Genomic DNA, 17,190 nt, shown 5'->3' on the forward strand with positions numbered 1-17,190 from the left:
GTGAGCTGGCCAATCTATGCCTCATTCAGTTAATTGACGGGAGAAATACCCGCTGCTTTTACAAACGTTATTTTATTGCACCTTGAGTCAATCCTTTTTGAAGGTGCTTCTGTCCTGCGAAAAGCAGGATCAGAGTCGGCAAAACAACAATGACAGCAGCCGCCATAACGATTCCCCATTCGGAAGAAACCTCTTGTGATTGCATTTGCTTCAGACCGATTTGGACTGTTCTTACCTTCTCGTTGTTTGTGACGAGAAGCGGCCATAAATACATATTCCATGTCGTTAAGAAGCTGTAAATAGCAAGAGTTATTATACTCGTCTTGGATACAGGCAGGACCACTTTCCAGAAAAAGCGGAAACGGCTTATACCCGCTACCTGCGATGCTTCAAAAAGCTCATATGGAATCGTCTTAAATTGCTGCCTGAGCAAGAACGTTCCAAAGGCTAGTGCGAAAAATGGAATGGTAAGCGAGCTGTACTGATTAATCCACCCAAGCTTTTGAACAATTAAGTAATTCGGAACCATCGTCGCTTCCCAAGGAATCATCATGGTAGATATAAACAGAAAGAAGAGTGTATTTCTTCCTCTGAATTTAATAAACACAAACGCGAAAGCCGCCAGTGATGACACAATGAGCTGACCTGCTGTGACAGTGACTGAAACGATTAGACTGTTCATTAAAAAATGAAGCAGCGGTACTTGCTGAAAGGCCGACTGATAGTTTTCAAAGGAAAAAGATGAGGGCAGCAGCTTCCCTTGAAGGACTTCTCCTCCTTGCATGAAACTGATCATGACTGCATATACAATCGGAAACATCATGAACAGAGCGGATAAAACGAGCAGCACGTACAATAAACTTTTCTTCATAAGGCTCATTGATAATGCACCTTCTTTTCTCCAAGCCGAAATTGCAGAATCGTCACTGCCAGTATGCAAAAGAACAGCAAGACTGCCTGCGCACTGGCCGAGCCGGCATTGTAATTAACAAAGGCATCCTGATAAATCGAGTACACAATCACGTTGGTGGATTGTACCGGACCGCCTTTGGTTAAAATATCGATTTGGCCAAATGTCTGAAAGGAATTAATCAGAGAAACGGTAGTAATGAAAAATAACGTTGGGGACAGCATGGGGAGAGTAATTCTCCTTAGCTGATAAAAAGATCCCGCCCCTGAAATTTTTGCACTTTCATAGAGCTGTTCATCAATGTTCTGCAGGCCTCCAAGCAGAATCAGGAAAGCGAAGCCTGTGTTCATCCAAATCGTTGATAAAGCAACCGCAAGCAGGGCTGTGTTTGGATCCAGCAGCCACGAGTGCCCTTCAAACCCGATCAAATTCAATAGCTTATTAAACACTCCAATGGAGGGGTTGTACATAAACATCCATATGATTGAGGATGCTGCAACACTCATCCCCATTGTTGATGAGAATAGCGTCCGGAATATACCAATGCCCTTAAGCTTCAAATTAGCGATTAAAGCAAGAAATAATGAGAGCAGAATACCCGCTGGAACTGTATACAGGACAAACAGTCCCGTTGCCTTTGCACTATTTAAAAATTCCTCAGACTGGAGCAGATACGTGAAATTTTCAAGACCGATAAATGCGATGGGATTCCCTTGAGGATCCGTATAAAATAGGCTCAGATAAATCGTTCTGATCATCGGATAAAACAGGAATACTCCGAACAGCAGCAGAGATGGAAGAAGATAAAGGAGACCTGAGCCTAAATCAGAGAGTCCATTTCCTGTTTTCATCTTCAGCTTTGATTGATTTTTCTTAACCAGGGCATTCATATCGGCTGCTCCTCTGAAGAAGCAAATGGCGATCTATGGCCCGTGCTCAGCCTGGTTCCGTTTTGAGGATCAAAAAAGAGTAAATCCTCTTGATTAAAGGTTAATTCGATTGAATCACCCGGTTCCAAATCCCATTGTCCAGGCCATCTTGCAATCCATTGCTTCCCTTCAGATATGTCAAAGCTCAGCAGCGTCTCTGTTCCAAGTATCTCAGCATTAGCAACCAATCCCGTCAGCTTTCCTTCTCCGGCTGGCGCCTGTATTAAATGCTCAGGGCGAATTCCGGCTTCAACAGACTCTGCCCCTATAGACAGCAATACCTCCTGAGGAACATCAGATAAATGCTTATCTCCAATGTGAAGAAGGTTTCCTTCAGCCTTCGCTTCAGCCAGATTCATGGGCGGAGCTCCAATAAATGAAGCGACGAAAGAATTCGCAGGCTGATTGTATATATCAAGCGGCTTCCCCAGCTGCTGAATTTTCCCTCCATTCAAAATCATCATACGGTCTGCCATTGTCATAGCCTCCGTTTGATCATGCGTCACGTAAATCATCGTAATGCCAAGCTTCCGCTGAATCTGGCGGATTTCAGAGCGCATTTTTGCTCTCAGTTTTGCATCCAGATTAGACAGCGGCTCGTCCATCAGACAAATGGGGGCATGCGTAACGATGGCTCTAGCCAGTGCTACACGCTGCCTTTGACCGCCGGAAAGCTCACGCGGCTTCCTATCCATCAAACTGGAGAGTCCAAGCATTTCGCATGCCTCCGAACATCTCTCTTTTTGCTCCTGTTTGGAAATCTTTTTCGTATATAATCCGAACATAATGTTTTCAGCAACCGATAAATGAGGATATAGGGCATAGTTTTGGAAAACCATTGACAGATCCCGCTTGCTCGGATGAAGATTGTTTGCTGCACGATCTCCGATTCGCAGTTCTCCTCCGCTTACTTCCTCAAGTCCTGCAATCATACGAAGAATGGTGCTTTTCCCGCATCCTGAAGGACCAACCAGTACAAAAAACTCCCCAGGCTGAATGGATGCATTGATAGAGTCAATGACCATATTTTTGCCGTCATAGGATTTGCTGAGGCTGGAAAGCTCCACACTTTTCATCCATTATTCCACCTTTCTCCTTATCCTTTAAAATTCAGGCTTTTTCCAAAGCCATGGCTTCCCAGTCGAAACTGCCATTGCGCCGCTCTCTAGTGCAGCTTGAATATGTGCTTTATTTGAAATCAATCCGCCTGTAATAATCGGCAAATCGGTTTTCGCTTTTACTTTTGTTATCATTTCAGGAATAAGACCCGGCATAAGCTCCAAAGCATCCGGCTTAATTTCGCAGGAGGTTTGAAGACCATGCTTGAGTGCATCTGTATCCACTAAAAACAAACGCTGAATCGTCAATAACCCCTCTTTTTTCGCAATTTGGATCAGAGAACTTTTTGTCGTTACAATCCCGGTAGGTTTGACATATTTGGCTATAAATTTAAGCCCTTCCTTGTCAAAACTAATGCCCGGGATTTTCTCCAAGTGCAGGAAAACGAATCTCCCATTTTGCTTGAGAAGATCGACATACCGCTTGATCACACTGATATTACCCGTTAAAAGAAAAGCCGATTGAATATCCGACTCAAGAAAAAGCTCAAGACTTTTAGGATCTTTTATCGAAGAAATGAGCCGATCGTTTTCAAGGTGTTTAATAAACTCACGCTGTATCTCCATCCTGCTTCCTTCCTTCCTCCGTAAACAAAAAAATCCATAAAAACGTACAGGGATTATTTAAAGCATCCCCTTGTTTTTATGGTTTCTCATATTTAACCGTTTTACTATTCACTTGTCTTTCCTACATTTATAATACTGCATAATTATTAAGGTACTGTTTGCCGGATGTTTAGCAATGTAAACATTACATTTCATCTTCGTTAACTTATTGGAAAAAAGCTCCTCCTTATGGAAGAGCTGGCAGTTTGGTTAGTATTTTTCTTCTAGAAGCCCTTTTAAATCAGAACATATAGACGCTGGTTCGAATCCTAATGCGGATACAGGCTCCCCTGTGCGGTTAATCCAGGCAGTCCTAAATCCAAAGCTTGAAGCACCTGCAATATCCCACTGATTAGAGGACACAAATAATATTTCGGCTTTATCGAGTCCAAGCTTTTCCATCGCATAACTATAGGAAGCAGGTGACGGCTTGTACTGCCTGATTTCATCTGCGCTCAACGCTCCTATTAAATCTTGAAATCCGTTATTTTTAATGAGAGGATCGAGCATTCCTCTCGTTCCGTTAGAATAAATAAACGTTTGTTTACCTTTAAGCTGTTTTAATACTTCTTCTGTTTCTTCGAAGGGCCTCAGCTGTTCGTATTCTTTCATTAAGTCTGCACATTCTTTTTCGCTTCCTTCTGCGCCATGAATCGCCAAAGAAGCTTTCAGCGCTTTTTCAGTGAGCTGATCAAAAGGCTCATATTTTTGCAAAATCTGTGTCAAAAAGCAGTATTCCAGCTGTTTTTCTCTCCATGTCCGGCTGATATCCTCCCCTTTTCCCTGGAAATGCTGCTCGCATCTTTCTTTTACAGAGTAAACGTCAAACAAAGTGCCGTAGGCGTCAAATAGAATTGCTTTAATGGTCATGAGATGGCCTCCTTTGTATCTGTTATGTATATTTCACAAAAACAGCCCCTGCAAAACACTGCAGGATGCTGATAAGTGATTTACATCGTGAAAACGGGTAAGGTTTCATTACACGCAATCATATTGGAGGAATGAGCCATGGGAAATTACCCTGAACTTTTTGATGAACAACTACTAGGACCCTATAAATTAAAAAACCGCTTCTTAGTCTCGCCGATGACGCGAATCAGTGCAGATGAAGACGGAATGGCTAATTCCCGAATGGCACGCTATTACAAACGTTACGCAAAGGGTGGATTTGCCGCCGTTATTTCTGAGGGTATTTATACAGACAACCTTTACAGCCAGGGCTATTTAAACCAGCCGGGCTTAGTATCCGCCGGTCATATTGCCTCTTGGAGACCGATTACTGAAGCTGTTCAGGACCACGGTGCCCTGATTATCGCCCAGCTTATGCACGCTGGCGGCCAGTCTCAGGGAAACATTCATTCAAAACAGACAGCAGCACCTTCTGCTATTTCCCCTAAAGGAGAACAGCTCGAGTTTTATGGCGGCTCCGGCCCATATCCCGTTCCTAAAGAAATGAGTGAACAGGATATTGCGGATGTGAAAAGGGGGTTCGCGGCCGCAGCTATGAATGCCCGTCAGGCCGGATTCAATGGAGTAGAAATTCACGGGGCAAACGGATATCTTCTCGACCAGTTCCTGACAGCGAGCTTAAATGAGCGAGAAGATTCTTATGGAGGGTCCCTCCAGAACCGTATGAGGCTGTTAATGGAAATCATATATGACGTTCAGCAGGCGGCAGGAAACGATATGATCATCGGAATCCGAATTTCACAGGCAAAGGTGTCGGATCCAAATTACAAATGGCCTCATGGCGATAAGGATGCAGAAGCGATCTTCTCCCTTCTTGGGAAAACCCCGCTGGATTATATTCATGTAACGGATGCAAACGGTACAGCATCGTCATTTGGTGATGGAAGTAAATCACTTGCAGCCGCTGCAAAAGAGTACAGCGGATTGCCGGTTATTGCCAATGGACAGCTTCAGGATCCAAGAAAGGCTTCTTCTTTAATTTCCTCTGGGGATGCTGATTTTGTAAGCCTGGGTACAGGAGCTTTAGCCAATCCCGATGCACCGAAGAGAATCAGCAAAGGGAAGAATCTTGAAGCCTTCAGTCCTGAGGAAATCCTTATGCCGCTAGCACATATAAAAGATTCAGAGCTGTAAATCATCAGCCGCCGGGACAATCCGGCGGTTTTTTGAATGCCTGGGCTTAAAAAATGATATAATAGAAGCATTACAAAGGAAGGGAGGTGAACTGGGTGTTCTTGGATTTGGATTTTTTAAATGATATGAGCCATTTGATTCTGCTCATATCCCTTGTCGTATCGGCTGGCGGGACCCTCGCTTTAACCTATGTATCGGGGAAAAGCGTTAAAACCGACATGTCGATAAAAAGAAATTGGCTGCCGGCCTTATCTGATACCGAACCGCACCGCTTTTTTATCGGCGGCATGGATCAGCTGCACACTTGGATAATCAGGATTATGAAAATGGCTTCTTCTCCGGATGATGACGGTGACCGCCACCCCTTCTCGTACGATTCACAGGCGATAAAAATACGAGGAGGGCACTTATGCCAAACCAATCATCTAAGTTCACGTTCCTTAAACGGTCAAGTTTATTCCTTCTGATTTTTTCAGTACTCCTGCTAAGCGGCTGCTCGGCAGATCATACACCAATCAATAGCGAGACAACCGGGTTTTTTAACCATTTTGTTGTATTCCCTTTTTCTGCCTTGATCAAATATACAGCTTCTCTATTCGGAGGCAGCTATGGAGTAGCGATTATCCTGGTGACATTTTTAGTCCGTCTGCTCCTTATGCCGTTTATGATGAAGCAATACAAAAATCAGCAGCAGATGAAGAAAAAAATGGCGATTCTGCAGCCCGAAATGAAAAAGCTTCAGGAAAAATACAAAGACAAGAAAAAAGATCCGGAGTCCCAGCGTCTTATGCAGCAGGAAACCCTTCAGCTTTATCAGAAGCATGGGTACAATCCGCTTGCTATGGGCTGTCTGCCGATCCTGATCCAGACTCCCATTCTTTTCGGATTTTACTTCGCGATACAGCGAACTCCGGAGATCGCTGCACATTCGTTTCTCTGGTTTGACCTGGGGCACCCGGACACCATCATGCCGATTATTGCCGCAGCTGTCTATTTCCTGCAGGCAAAAGTCTCCCAAATGGACATGCCGGCGGAACAGCAAAAGCAAATGGCCATGGTCGCCTATGTGATGCCAATCATGATGGGGGCTGCGTCATTCGGAGCAGCTGCATTCCTTCCTCTGTATTGGACCATTGGAGGAGTGTTCGTCATTCTGCAGACACTGCTTGCCAAGCACCTGTACAAAGAAAAAAACCTTCCTGCTGTTCCAAAAACACTGGAGAATTAGGGTTTCAGAGCGCCTCCTTTTCGGGGGCGCTTTTTTGATGGCTTTGGTTGTTGAACAGCGGCGCGGAATGTCGAATAGCAACGGGATTCTGTCGAATAGCAACGGAAGTATGTCGAATAGCCACCCAGAAATGTCGATTATCAACGGGAAACTGTCGGAAAGCGCCCATTCGGCAGTTTTCGCCAAAAAGAGTGGCAGCCGCCAAACTTCTAAAGATCGCGCACGGCCTTCTGGTGCAGCCACCACCCAAAAAAGACGCCCGGCATCCCGCCGGGCGTCTTTCCATCTTATTGAGCCGTATAGCTCTGATAATCATTGCTCTCAAGCAGATCAATCAGTTTGATGTCTTTATTGTTATCTTTGAAATAGCGGTACGTAAAGGAATTTTCAAATAGGACAGCGTACTGGCCGTAGCGGTCCTTTACGAGCATGCTGCGGTTATCGAACTTTTTGCGGTCCACTTTTTCATCCTCGATCCAGCGGGCAATCCTGTCACCAAGAGACGTCCATTCAATTTCAACGGTGTATTCGGAACGCATGCGCTCTTCAAACACTTCGAATTGCAGCTGGCCGACAGCGCCAAGAATGATATCATCTGTAAGCTCCTGGCGGAAAAGCTGAATAGCGCCTTCCTGTACAAGCTGATCAATTCCTTTTTTGAATTGCTTCGATTTCATAACATTCTTCGCCCGGACCTTTTTAAACATTTCGGGCGGGAACTGCGGAAGCTCTTCATATTCAAACCGGTCTTTACCCGCTACGAGCGTATCCCCGATTTGATAGGCATTCGGGTCATAGATCCCGATGATATCACCTGGATAAGCAATGTCCACTGTTTCCCGGTCTCCTGCCATGAAGGATTGCGACTGCGCAAGCTTAATGACTTTATTCGTTCTGCTTAATGTTACGTTCATTCCGCGTTCGAACGTACCGGAGCAGATACGCAGGAAAGCGATCCGGTCTCTATGCTTTGTATTCATGTTTGCCTGTATTTTAAATACGTATCCGGAGAAATCCTCTTTTTCAGGCTCGACAAAGCCTTCGTTCGTACGGCGCGGCTGAGGTGAAGCGGCAAATTGAAGAAACGTATCAAAGAAGGTCTGAACTCCAAAGTTGGACAAGGCGCTTCCGAAAAATACAGGAGTCAATTCGCCTTTTCTCACTCGTTCAGGATCAAAGTCGTTACCGGCTTCATTTAGGAGTTCAAGCTCTCCCAGTGTATCCTGATAGGTTGGGTTTTCATAAATATCCGCTGCTTTTTCTTCCATTTCATTTACTTTATAAACGGTCTCTTCTTCATTCCCGTTGAAACGGACAAATGATTCGGAATAGCGGTCATAAATACCGAGGAAGCGTTTCCCCATTCCTACCGGCCAGTTCATTGGATAGGACTCAATGCCGAGTACCTCTTCAATTTCCGCCAGGAGTTCAAGCGGGTCGCGGCCTTCACGGTCCAGCTTGTTCATGAATGTGAAAATAGGAATTCCGCGCATCCGGCATACTTTAAACAGCTTAATCGTTTGAGGCTCTACCCCTTTTGTTGAGTCGATAATCATAACCACGCTGTCTACAGCCGTCAGAGTACGGTACGTATCTTCACTGAAGTCTTCATGTCCGGGAGTGTCGAGAATATTTACGTGAAATTCATGATATGGGAAGCTCATTACACTTGATGTTACAGAGATTCCACGCTTTTTCTCAATTTCCATCCAGTCGGAAGCTGCGAATTTACCTGATTTCTTTCCTTTTACGGTACCCGCCGAGCGGATCACGTTTCCGAAGAGAAGCAGTTTTTCTGTTAATGTTGTTTTCCCGGCATCCGGGTGGGAAATAATCGCAAACGTTTTGCGTTTATTAATTTCCTGTTTTAAGTTCATGTATATACCTCGTTCTATATCAGTTTATTCAGCTCTTAAAAAAGAGTCGGGTTCAAAGATCAAGATGCACTTCAAAAAATATACCATAAATGAAGGTTAAAAAGCTATCGGGTCCGGCGCCCAATTATCATATTCCACACCCGCTAAATTGTCTCAATTTTTTGATTTTAAGAGCTTACAGGGTTATACTTCAACTGAAAATACTATAACCAGAGGAGCGGATGACGATGGAAAAAAGGAAGCTGGGTTCTTTAGAGGTTTCTGCGCTGGGTCTGGGCTGTATGGGTATGTCAGAGTTTTACGGGGAAACAAACCGCAAGGAATCAATTGAAACCATTCAGCTGGCGTTTGAACTCGGACAGAACTTCTTTGATACGGCTAACGTGTATGGAAACGGCAAAAATGAAGAGCTCGTTGGCGAAGCACTTAAGCCCATTCGCAAAAATGCAGTGCTGGCTACCAAATTCGGCATCGTCAGGGACGAAAACGGCCGTCCTGGAGGAGTTAACGGGCGCCCTGAATATGTGAAAAAATCTGCAGAAGAGAGCTTGAAGCGTCTGCAAACCGATTACATTGATTTATATTATCTCCATCGTCCCGATCCTGAAACACCGATCGAGGAATCAGTTGGGGCAATGGCTGAACTTGTGAAAGAAGGGAAAGTGCTGCATCTTGGGTTATCAGAGGTTTCAGCCGAAACACTCCGCCGCGCTTCCGCCGTTCACCCTATCTCGGCCCTGCAAACGGAGTATTCTCTCTGGAGCCGTGATGTAGAAGAGATTATACCGGCAGCGCGTGAGCTCGGTACAGGAATCGTAGCTTACAGTCCGCTTGGAAGAGGATTTTTGACCGGACAATTCAAGCAGTTCGAAGATTTTGCAGAGAATGATTTCAGGCGCTTCCTCCCCCGTTTTCAAGGAGACAACTTCAAACGCAACCTTGATTTAGCAGAGGAAGTGCATCAGCTTGCTGAAAAGAAAAAGGCGAGGTCCTCTCAAATTGCACTGGCGTGGCTTTTGCATAAGGGAGAGGATATTGTTCCGATTCCCGGTACAAAGAGAAGAACCTATGCTAAAGAAAACATTGATTCTGTCAAAATCGAGCTTACTCAGGAAGAGATGGACATGCTCGATACATTGGCTGGAAGAACAGCAGGCGAAAGATACGATGAGCAAGGTATGAGAGGGATTAATAGATAATGTAAAAATAGGGGCGGCCGGCAACCGCCTCTATTTTTAATGGAATGGAAGGATTTCCGGCGGGCTTTGTCAAAGTTTCTATAATGAAATGGAGGAATGAACGTGACAGCATCCTTAACAGAACTGCTTCGCATCAATTATCCCATCATCCAGGCGCCCATGGCAGGAGGCATTACCGGCCCGGAACTGGTTTGTGCTGTGTCCCGCTCAGGCTGCCTCGGCTCAATCGGTGCAGGCTATATGGCACCCGGAGACCTTTCAGCATTAATCCGGGACATCAAAAAAAACATCCAGCAGCCCTATGCCGTCAACCTTTTTGTGCCTGACCATCCTGAAGCACCCCAGAGTGATATTCAAAATGCGTTTGAAGCATTGCGTGTTTTTCGTGATGAACTGCATATAAAAGAAGATCCCCCAACATTTAATGAAGGAACCAGCAAGTATGAGGAGCAGATTGAAATGGTTTTAAAAGAAAAGGTTCCTGTTTGCTCCTTTACCTTTGGCATGCCGGCAAAACACATTATCAAGGAGTTAAAGAATAACGGATCCATCGTTATTGGCACGGCTACTTCCGTGATGGAAGCTATTCTTCTTGAAGAACAAGGTGTTGATGCCATCGTTGCTCAAGGAAGTGAAGCGGGCGGACACCGCGGTACTTTTTCAGGTCCTCCCACTCACCATATGCTGGGGTTAATGTCTCTCATTCCGCAGATTTGCGATTTTGTTAAAATACCTGTCATTGCAGCTGGCGGAATTATGGATGCACGGGGATATAGAGCGGCACTTTGCTTAGGAGCGCAGGGCGTTCAAATGGGAACGGCTTTTCTAACGGCATTTGAGAGCGCCGCTCATCCTGCATACAAAGAAGCCGTATTAAATGCACGTGAAGACCAGGTAGTCGTTACGGATGCTTTCTCAGGAAAAGAGGCACGCGGAATTAAAAATCAGTTCATATATGAGATGGAAAACGAAACAAGAATTCTTCCCTACCCGCTTCAAAATGATTTAACAAAGACAATCCGAAAAGCGGCAGCAGAGCAAAATAACGCAGAGTATATGTCATTATGGTGCGGACAAAGCCCGAGGCTGAGCCGCAGCCAGTCTGTAGAAAGCCTGGTTCAATCGATCTTATCTGTCTCAAAGGATGTGACACTATGATTGTTGCCTTTATACAGCCTGAAGAAGTGATCCCGCTCAGGCAAAAGCTCCTTCGCCCCGGCCAGCCCAAAGACGCTTGCCGCTACGAAAATGATGATAAGGAAAGCTCCTTTCACCTGGGGTGCTATGAAGATGAACTTTTAATCAGCATCGCGAGCTTTTCTGAAGAAGTTACTCCGCTTCTGCCAGGGGATCATCAATACCGCTTGCGTGGAATGGCTACCCTCCCGCAATACCGGAACCGAAAGGCAGGCAGCTCTTTGCTTACTAAAGCAGATCAAGTGCTCGCGGAAAGAAAAGCAGATTTGTGGTGGTGCAATGCAAGAACAAGTGTTGAAGCGTATTACTTAAAGCAGGGATTGCATCCGGTTGGAGGAGTTTTTGAAATAGAAGGAATCGGACCTCATCAGGTCATGTATAAACAACTGAAATAAGCGATCCTGCACCAGATCGCTTATTTCATTGGCTATGTTAAAGCATGGTATTGGTTTAATACGCCTGATGATTGTAGTGGAAGGCGTGAGACTTGTGCTTTAGAGCAGCGTGACAGGTGAGACCCCGCAGGCGCAAAGCGGCGGGAAGGCTCAAGCAGCCCGCCCAAGGATAAGCGAACGCCTGAATCAACAGCCAAGTTTAACAGAGCTATTTCATTAAATGGCTAGCTCCTCTTTACTATCCAACTGTGTTTTATAAAGCTCAAAATACAACCCTTTATTCCCGATTAATTCTGCATGGGTTCCTTCATCTATAATGCTCCCATTCTCCATTACAAAAATTCGGTCTGAGTCATAGATTGTTGAGAGCCTGTGGGCAATGACAATTCTTGTACAGCCCATTTCCTTCAGGTAATCCCCGACAAGCGCTTCATTGATTGCATCCAGCGAGCTCGTTGCCTCATCTAAAATAATCACCTTAGGCTGGCTGATCAGAGCCCGTGCTAAAGCAATCCTTTGTCTTTGTCCGCCCGACAGGTTCATTCCCATTTCAGAAACCAGCGTATGGTACCCCATTGGCATGCTTTCAATTTCCTCAGCAATTTGCGCAACAGAAGCCGCTTTTTGGATATCCTCCATTGTGACGTCCTCTTTGTTCATTTTGATATTCTCCATAATGGAGTTGTTAAAAAGATTGATATCCTGCGGAACGATTCCCATTTGCTGACGAAGCTCCTGCTTATTATAGCGGCCAAGCTCGATGTCATCATAATAAATTTCACCTTCTGTAGGCATATACAGCCCCAGCAGAATCTTGCTCAGCGTGCTTTTTCCGGAGCCGGATGGACCCACAATCGCCACCTTTTCCCCGCGTTTAATATGCATGCTGATTTTCTTCACTACTTTTTCTGAGTGCTTTGTGTAAGAAAAAGAAACATCCGAGAGTTTAATATCCCCGGTAATTTGAGCTCCGGCAGGCTTCTCGGGATTTTCCTCTGTTTCTGAATCCGTAATATCCCTTACTCTTTCTAAATAGGCATTGGCGAGCAGAAAATTATTGTACGTTTGAAAGATTGATACACCAACGGCAAAGAATGTGATCGACAGTGTATGAAAAGCGATCATTTCTCCAAGCGAAATGCTTTTCTGAGCAAATAGATAGATTCCTATAAGCAAAATCAGCAGCGGAGACAGGGTTTGAATGGTTGTTTGCACAGAGGTGTAGGAATTTTGAATCTCCGAACGTTTTTTAAACTTTTGCAGTGCCCGGTTGAATTGATGGTTCCAATTCTTATAAACGGTATCCTCCAGCCCGGTCGTTTTGACTCCGAGGATGGAATAAAGAGCTTCGACCTGAATGGTTTGCAGCTTGCTGTTTTCGGCAATTTCATGCTGATTTGCCTCCAGAATGTGAGGTCTTGTATACATGGTTAAGGCACCGTTTATAAAAAATAAAATAAGGGCTGCCCCCGCAAGGACAGGTGAGCTGTACAGCATATACATGAGAATAAAAAAGATGGATCCAAAATCAATAAGGCCTTTGATTAGCTGTTCTGACAGTAAATCACGGATAATGTGCAAGCTGTTCATCCGGAACAAAATATCTCCAAATGAACGGACCTCAAAAAATTTATACGGAACCCGAAGCAGATGCATAAACGTTTTCCCCATCAGCGATTTTTCCAAAACCATCTGAAAGCTGATTAAATTCTTTCCTCTTATATAAATGAGGAGACCGAAAAAGGCAATCAGTCCCGCTGCCGTTCCAATCAAAGAATTCAGCTGGCTGAATTTCCCCTTCATTACCACCTCATCAATTAAATATTGCACCGCTATCGGAATGGAGAGCGTAAACAGGTAGGTTATGAAGGAGAGTAAAACAATCTTCAAAAAAAGATACTTATGATGAAACACATCAGAGAAAAAGGAGTACCAGATGTTTTCTTTTTTCCTTACTGGAACGAACTCATCAGAAGGCTTGACGGTTACTGCATAGTTCGAAAAAGACTGCTGCAGTTCTTCCCTCGTCAGTTTCTTCCGGCCAAAAGCGGGATCTACAATCACCGCCTTTGATGGTCCGATTTCTTCTAAAATGACATAGTGATTGTCATTCCAATATAATATGGCGGGAAGCTCCAGCTGCCAAAGACCTTCGAACTCGGTTTTGTACACATGGGTTTCGAATTTTAAGGAAAGAAGCAGGGAATTAAGCTGGTAAAGAGTCAGTCCGTCTCTTCCTGCTTCAATAAAGTCCCTCAGTTCACTCAGCGAGCTCTGGCTTTTGTAGTATCTCGTGATCATGGCTGCGCAGCACAAGCCGCATTCCGTTTGCTGCATCTGGGGAATATACGGAATTTTTCTCTTCCTATGATGAATGCCCAATTTCGTTTCCCACCCCTCTGTATGGCATAACATCCAAAGAAAGCACAGATGGATAGACTGGATTCTGAAGCCTGAGCAGCGAATATCCGATACCTGAAAAACCAAGCATAAAACCCATCAATCCACCCGAAGGATTCAATCCATAACGAAAGCCTTCTTCACTAAGCGTGAAAAGATGACGGTCTCCAAGCCTTCGCGCACTTTCAAGAAGTTCCTGGTCTCCGAGGATTCCGGCTGCTTCGAGAAGAATATCCAGATTTCCAAAGATCCCGTGACATAGACTGTGATTGGAATCCTCCTCAAATCCATCCTTCACTACTTTTTCGAGCGCGCGTTCAGCATCCCGTATTAGCTCCTCGTCTGTCCTGGCTGCTAAAACCGCCATTTTCGCTCTCGCTAAACCGATTCCTGCTGCCCCATGGCACCAGAAAACGAGATCCTGATCTTCTTCAGGTGTTCTTAAATCTCTCCAATTTCCTGTTTCATCTCGAAAATACGAATTTTCTTTAGCAACCAGTTCTTTAGCCGCTTCTGAATATTTTTCCTCCCCTGCCGCTTTGCCAAGGAAAGAAAGTGCGTAAGCATATCCGGCTAATCCGTGGGAAAACCCTGTTAGATAGTCGGTTTTTTTCCTGGTTTCAAGAAATAGATGTTCTCCCATGCGGCATGCAAGAACCAGAAGCTCCTCTTCCTTTTCCTGCTCATACATGTTTAAAAGACAGACGATTAATCCGGAAAGACCGCCGATCCAGTCGAGCTCTGTTTCAGAATTCAGTTTTATGTCCGAGAGCATTTTCACATATGTCCGGTATTGTTCATATAGCTTCTGGTCATTCCATAAAACAGACAGGTTGTAGGACAAATAAAGCAATGAACCCAATCCGGAGTATACAGAGTGCGTCCGCCCTTCCTCCTTTAACGGCCACAGCTCCTCAAGTCCCCCGAGCGCTCCCCTTGCTAAAATCCTGTATCTTGCGTCACCCGTTTCTTCAGACAAGGCAGCGAGAAATAAAACGGCCCCGGCGCCTTCATATAAGGAATCATTTATTGGCCCCAGATGGAGCTTGTCTTCCCTTCCTAAATTAGGGGAAAGCCATGTGCAGCTCGTTCGCTTGCTGTTCCAGATTGCGTGTTCCAAAAGAAGATCCCCAAGCTGAATGGCAGCATCGAGCGGACTTGCCGGTAAATGAAGGAGCTTTTCTTCATTCACCATCTCCGCTTGATTTTCCTGATGACGGCCGCCCCAATTTTTATCAAGCTTTGATAAAACGGACATTCGAATGTAGGAAATCTGCTTCTTACGGTCCATCATGCTAACTTCCGCTATTCTTTTAACGAGCAAATCTTTCAATGAATATTCATAGTAATTCCTTGCACAGATCTCACGGCCGGCATGCAGGTGCAGTCCTGAAAATTCCGCAGTAAAATACGGAACGTCGTTTCTCATTAACGACTCGATCTCAGCCAGGTTTTTTGCCGCCGTTTCCTCTGTTTCATGTTCCCTGAGGTAGGAAAATAAAGCCTTTCGATCTTCTATGCTGCGCATATAGCCGGGATGTCCGGCTGCCTCCAGAAAGCGTCCATATATGTGAGTCGCTCTCAGTACCTGCCTGTATGTCCCGTTAAACATCTCAATCCGTCTAATGAGTTCATCCTTGTGCTTTTCGACTGTTTGGTATCCATCCGTAAAGCCCTGTTCCATACTGTTCAAATAATCAGCTGCCCGAACGGTTTCTCCATTTAATCTAGTAATATTCTGATTGCTTTCAGAAACAAAGAAATCCGGAGTGAATCGTATTTCATCGGTACCTGGATTGATAAGCTGATAGGTGATCACGCGGTCTGACGTTTCCCCGCCATGGCCAAGCAAACCGCTCACATCAAAATCGATAGGCGACTGCTCCAGGTTTTGAGGGAGCAAAAGCGTTCCAAGAACAGAGCGATCCAGCTCCTCGAAAAAAGCGGTCATCAGTTCTCCGCTTTTCTCTCCTTGGGGTTCATGGGTAAGCAGGGTTTCCAAATCGATTACGACAGGGTACTCTCCGTTTGAAATGATGTTTTCATAATGAATGTCACTGCATTTAAGAATTTTGAATAGAGCAAGCAAGACCCCGATTCGGTAATAATAATCCGTAACCTCTTCCGTGCTCCGGCATTCCTGATAAGGGATAAACTCCTGCCATCCGTATTCTCCGCAGCTGATGATGTTCGCTCCTTTTAATGGGACGCGCAGTTCCCCTTTTGACTGAACCCAGTTAAGGAGAGTATAAAAGCTTTTCTCCGGTGAAAGAGTATGAGGCTTGTACACAATTTTTCTGCCGCTGATTGTTAAGATCAGAACCGTCTGTCCGTTATTATGGGAGTCTCCCATGCTGAATTGAATATCCTCGAGCAGCATCTGTGAAACGCCGAGCATCGATTGGACAGGAAGGAGGTCAGCCAATAGCCGGTTCAGCACGTCAGAGATCAGCTGCAGCTTCGTTTTCATTTTTCCTTCTATTAAATAGATCAGCACAGGGTATTTATTAAATAGTTCAATAAAAACGTCTTTCGTCTGAAGAGATCGATGATAATCGTGATAGCGCTCTTCCTTTGTCTCCCCTTGAATCTGTCCCGATTTCTTTTTTTCATACAGGTCCGTTATAAGCGTTTTTATCGATAGATTGATGAGCTCTTCCTTTAAAGAAATAAGGCAGCGGATCATGATTTTTTCGAAGTTAATAGCTAAATCAATGGAAGGAATGGAATGGAGCAAAGCGGATAGGTCTTGTTCAAAGGAGCGGATGAAGGGTGTATAAAAATCATCAAATAGACCCGTTTCATTAAAATGATTGGCATAAGGGGTGTTTTCATAGGTTTGATGGATTATTTTCTCCGCAAATCGCTGTTCAGGAGTTATAATGGTTTTCATAGCATCTGGTAACCTCTCACAATTAGATTCGTAAAAATTGGCATATGTATCGTAAAACAAGGGTATGATCATAGTGAACGGTTCCTTCGCTGGCCTGCAAACCGGAAGGAACCGAACCTGTCCTTACATCAACCGCATTTAGATGTACATTTGAATGTAGAACATACTGCGATAGAAAGTGCTACTGTAGCTCCGCAAGCCCAAGAAGAAGTCGTAATGGTTGCAGTACCTCCGGCAGGGTTTTCAGCAGAAAGCTTTTTAAGCTCGCTTTCAGGGATGAAACCTGCTGGATCTTCAGTTTTATAGATTTCGATAAGTTCAAGACCTTTTTTCAT

At 44.7% G+C, this 17,190-nt stretch carries 15 protein-coding genes; 6 read left to right on the top strand and 9 right to left on the bottom strand.

Annotation, left to right across the window (positions count from 1 at the left end):
* Positions 1–67: 67 nt before the first annotated feature.
* The 5 genes from WCV65_RS18280 to WCV65_RS18300 form a co-directional block, all read right to left on the bottom strand.
* Positions 68–880, bottom strand: coding sequence for a carbohydrate ABC transporter permease (locus tag WCV65_RS18280; protein ID WP_338778457.1), 813 nt, complete (start codon positions 878–880; stop codon positions 68–70).
* The gene (locus tag WCV65_RS18285) at positions 877–1,761 is read right to left on the bottom strand and encodes a sugar ABC transporter permease (protein ID WP_231889918.1); all 885 of its coding nucleotides are present in this window, start codon (positions 1,759–1,761) and stop codon (positions 877–879) included. The genes WCV65_RS18280 and WCV65_RS18285 overlap by 4 nt, the downstream gene beginning before the upstream one ends.
* 35 nt (positions 1,762–1,796) lie before the next feature.
* Positions 1,797–2,915, bottom strand: a complete 1,119-nt coding sequence (locus WCV65_RS18290; RefSeq protein WP_338778458.1) for an ABC transporter ATP-binding protein — start codon at positions 2,913–2,915, stop codon at positions 1,797–1,799.
* A gap of 27 nt (positions 2,916–2,942) precedes the next feature.
* Positions 2,943–3,524: a glycerol-3-phosphate responsive antiterminator gene (locus WCV65_RS18295; protein WP_035404643.1), complete on the bottom strand. Its 582-nt coding sequence runs from the start codon at positions 3,522–3,524 to the stop codon at positions 2,943–2,945.
* A 249-nt stretch (positions 3,525–3,773) separates the two neighbouring features.
* Positions 3,774–4,433, bottom strand: coding sequence for a haloacid dehalogenase type II (locus WCV65_RS18300; protein WP_338778459.1), 660 nt, complete (start codon positions 4,431–4,433; stop codon positions 3,774–3,776).
* A 138-nt stretch (positions 4,434–4,571) separates the two neighbouring features.
* Between WCV65_RS18300 and WCV65_RS18305 the strand changes: the two genes are divergently transcribed.
* The 3 genes from WCV65_RS18305 to yidC all read left to right on the top strand — a co-directional run bounded on the left by WCV65_RS18305 (position 4,572) and on the right by yidC (position 6,894).
* Positions 4,572–5,666: an NADH:flavin oxidoreductase gene (locus WCV65_RS18305; RefSeq protein ID WP_338778461.1), complete on the top strand. Its 1,095-nt coding sequence runs from the start codon at positions 4,572–4,574 to the stop codon at positions 5,664–5,666.
* A gap of 95 nt (positions 5,667–5,761) precedes the next feature.
* A complete protein-coding gene (locus WCV65_RS18310) occupies positions 5,762–6,133 on the top strand; it encodes a hypothetical protein (RefSeq protein ID WP_338778463.1) in 372 nt (123 codons plus the stop codon).
* Positions 6,076–6,894, top strand: a complete 819-nt coding sequence (yidC, locus tag WCV65_RS18315) for a membrane protein insertase YidC (protein WP_338778465.1) — start codon at positions 6,076–6,078, stop codon at positions 6,892–6,894. Before WCV65_RS18310 ends, yidC begins: the two co-directional genes overlap by 58 nt.
* A gap of 287 nt (positions 6,895–7,181) precedes the next feature.
* Here yidC and WCV65_RS18320 read toward each other — a convergent pair whose 3' ends face one another.
* The gene (locus WCV65_RS18320) at positions 7,182–8,771 is read right to left on the bottom strand and encodes a peptide chain release factor 3 (RefSeq protein ID WP_338778467.1); all 1,590 of its coding nucleotides are present in this window, start codon (positions 8,769–8,771) and stop codon (positions 7,182–7,184) included.
* Between the two features lie 227 nt (positions 8,772–8,998).
* Here WCV65_RS18320 and WCV65_RS18325 point away from each other — a divergent pair, with 227 nt between their 5' ends.
* From WCV65_RS18325 to WCV65_RS18335, 3 genes are all read left to right on the top strand, one after another.
* A complete protein-coding gene (locus WCV65_RS18325) occupies positions 8,999–9,970 on the top strand; it encodes an aldo/keto reductase (protein WP_338778469.1) in 972 nt (323 codons plus the stop codon).
* Between the two features lie 102 nt (positions 9,971–10,072).
* On the top strand, positions 10,073–11,128 hold the full coding sequence (locus WCV65_RS18330; RefSeq protein WP_338778471.1) for a nitronate monooxygenase: 1,056 nt from the start codon (positions 10,073–10,075) through the stop codon (positions 11,126–11,128).
* Complete coding sequence (locus WCV65_RS18335) at positions 11,125–11,562, top strand: GNAT family N-acetyltransferase (protein WP_338778473.1); 438 nt, start codon at positions 11,125–11,127, stop codon at positions 11,560–11,562. The genes WCV65_RS18330 and WCV65_RS18335 overlap by 4 nt, the downstream gene beginning before the upstream one ends.
* A gap of 216 nt (positions 11,563–11,778) precedes the next feature.
* On the opposite strand, the gene WCV65_RS18340 is transcribed toward WCV65_RS18335, so the two are convergent.
* The 3 genes from WCV65_RS18340 to WCV65_RS18350 all read right to left on the bottom strand — a co-directional run bounded on the left by WCV65_RS18340 (position 11,779) and on the right by WCV65_RS18350 (position 17,190).
* Positions 11,779–13,944, bottom strand: coding sequence for a peptidase domain-containing ABC transporter (locus WCV65_RS18340; RefSeq protein ID WP_338778475.1), 2,166 nt, complete (start codon positions 13,942–13,944; stop codon positions 11,779–11,781).
* Positions 13,928–16,855, bottom strand: coding sequence for a type 2 lanthipeptide synthetase LanM family protein (locus tag WCV65_RS18345; protein ID WP_338778477.1), 2,928 nt, complete (start codon positions 16,853–16,855; stop codon positions 13,928–13,930). Before WCV65_RS18345 ends, WCV65_RS18340 begins: the two co-directional genes overlap by 17 nt.
* Before the next feature lie 128 nt (positions 16,856–16,983).
* On the bottom strand, positions 16,984–17,190 hold the full coding sequence (locus tag WCV65_RS18350; RefSeq protein ID WP_035404660.1) for a class II lanthipeptide, LchA2/BrtA2 family: 207 nt from the start codon (positions 17,188–17,190) through the stop codon (positions 16,984–16,986).

Origin of the sequence: Metabacillus sp. FJAT-52054, from assembly GCF_037201815.1 — a bacterium.
In the GTDB taxonomy this organism is placed as follows: domain Bacteria; phylum Bacillota; class Bacilli; order Bacillales; family Bacillaceae; genus Metabacillus_B; species Metabacillus_B sediminis.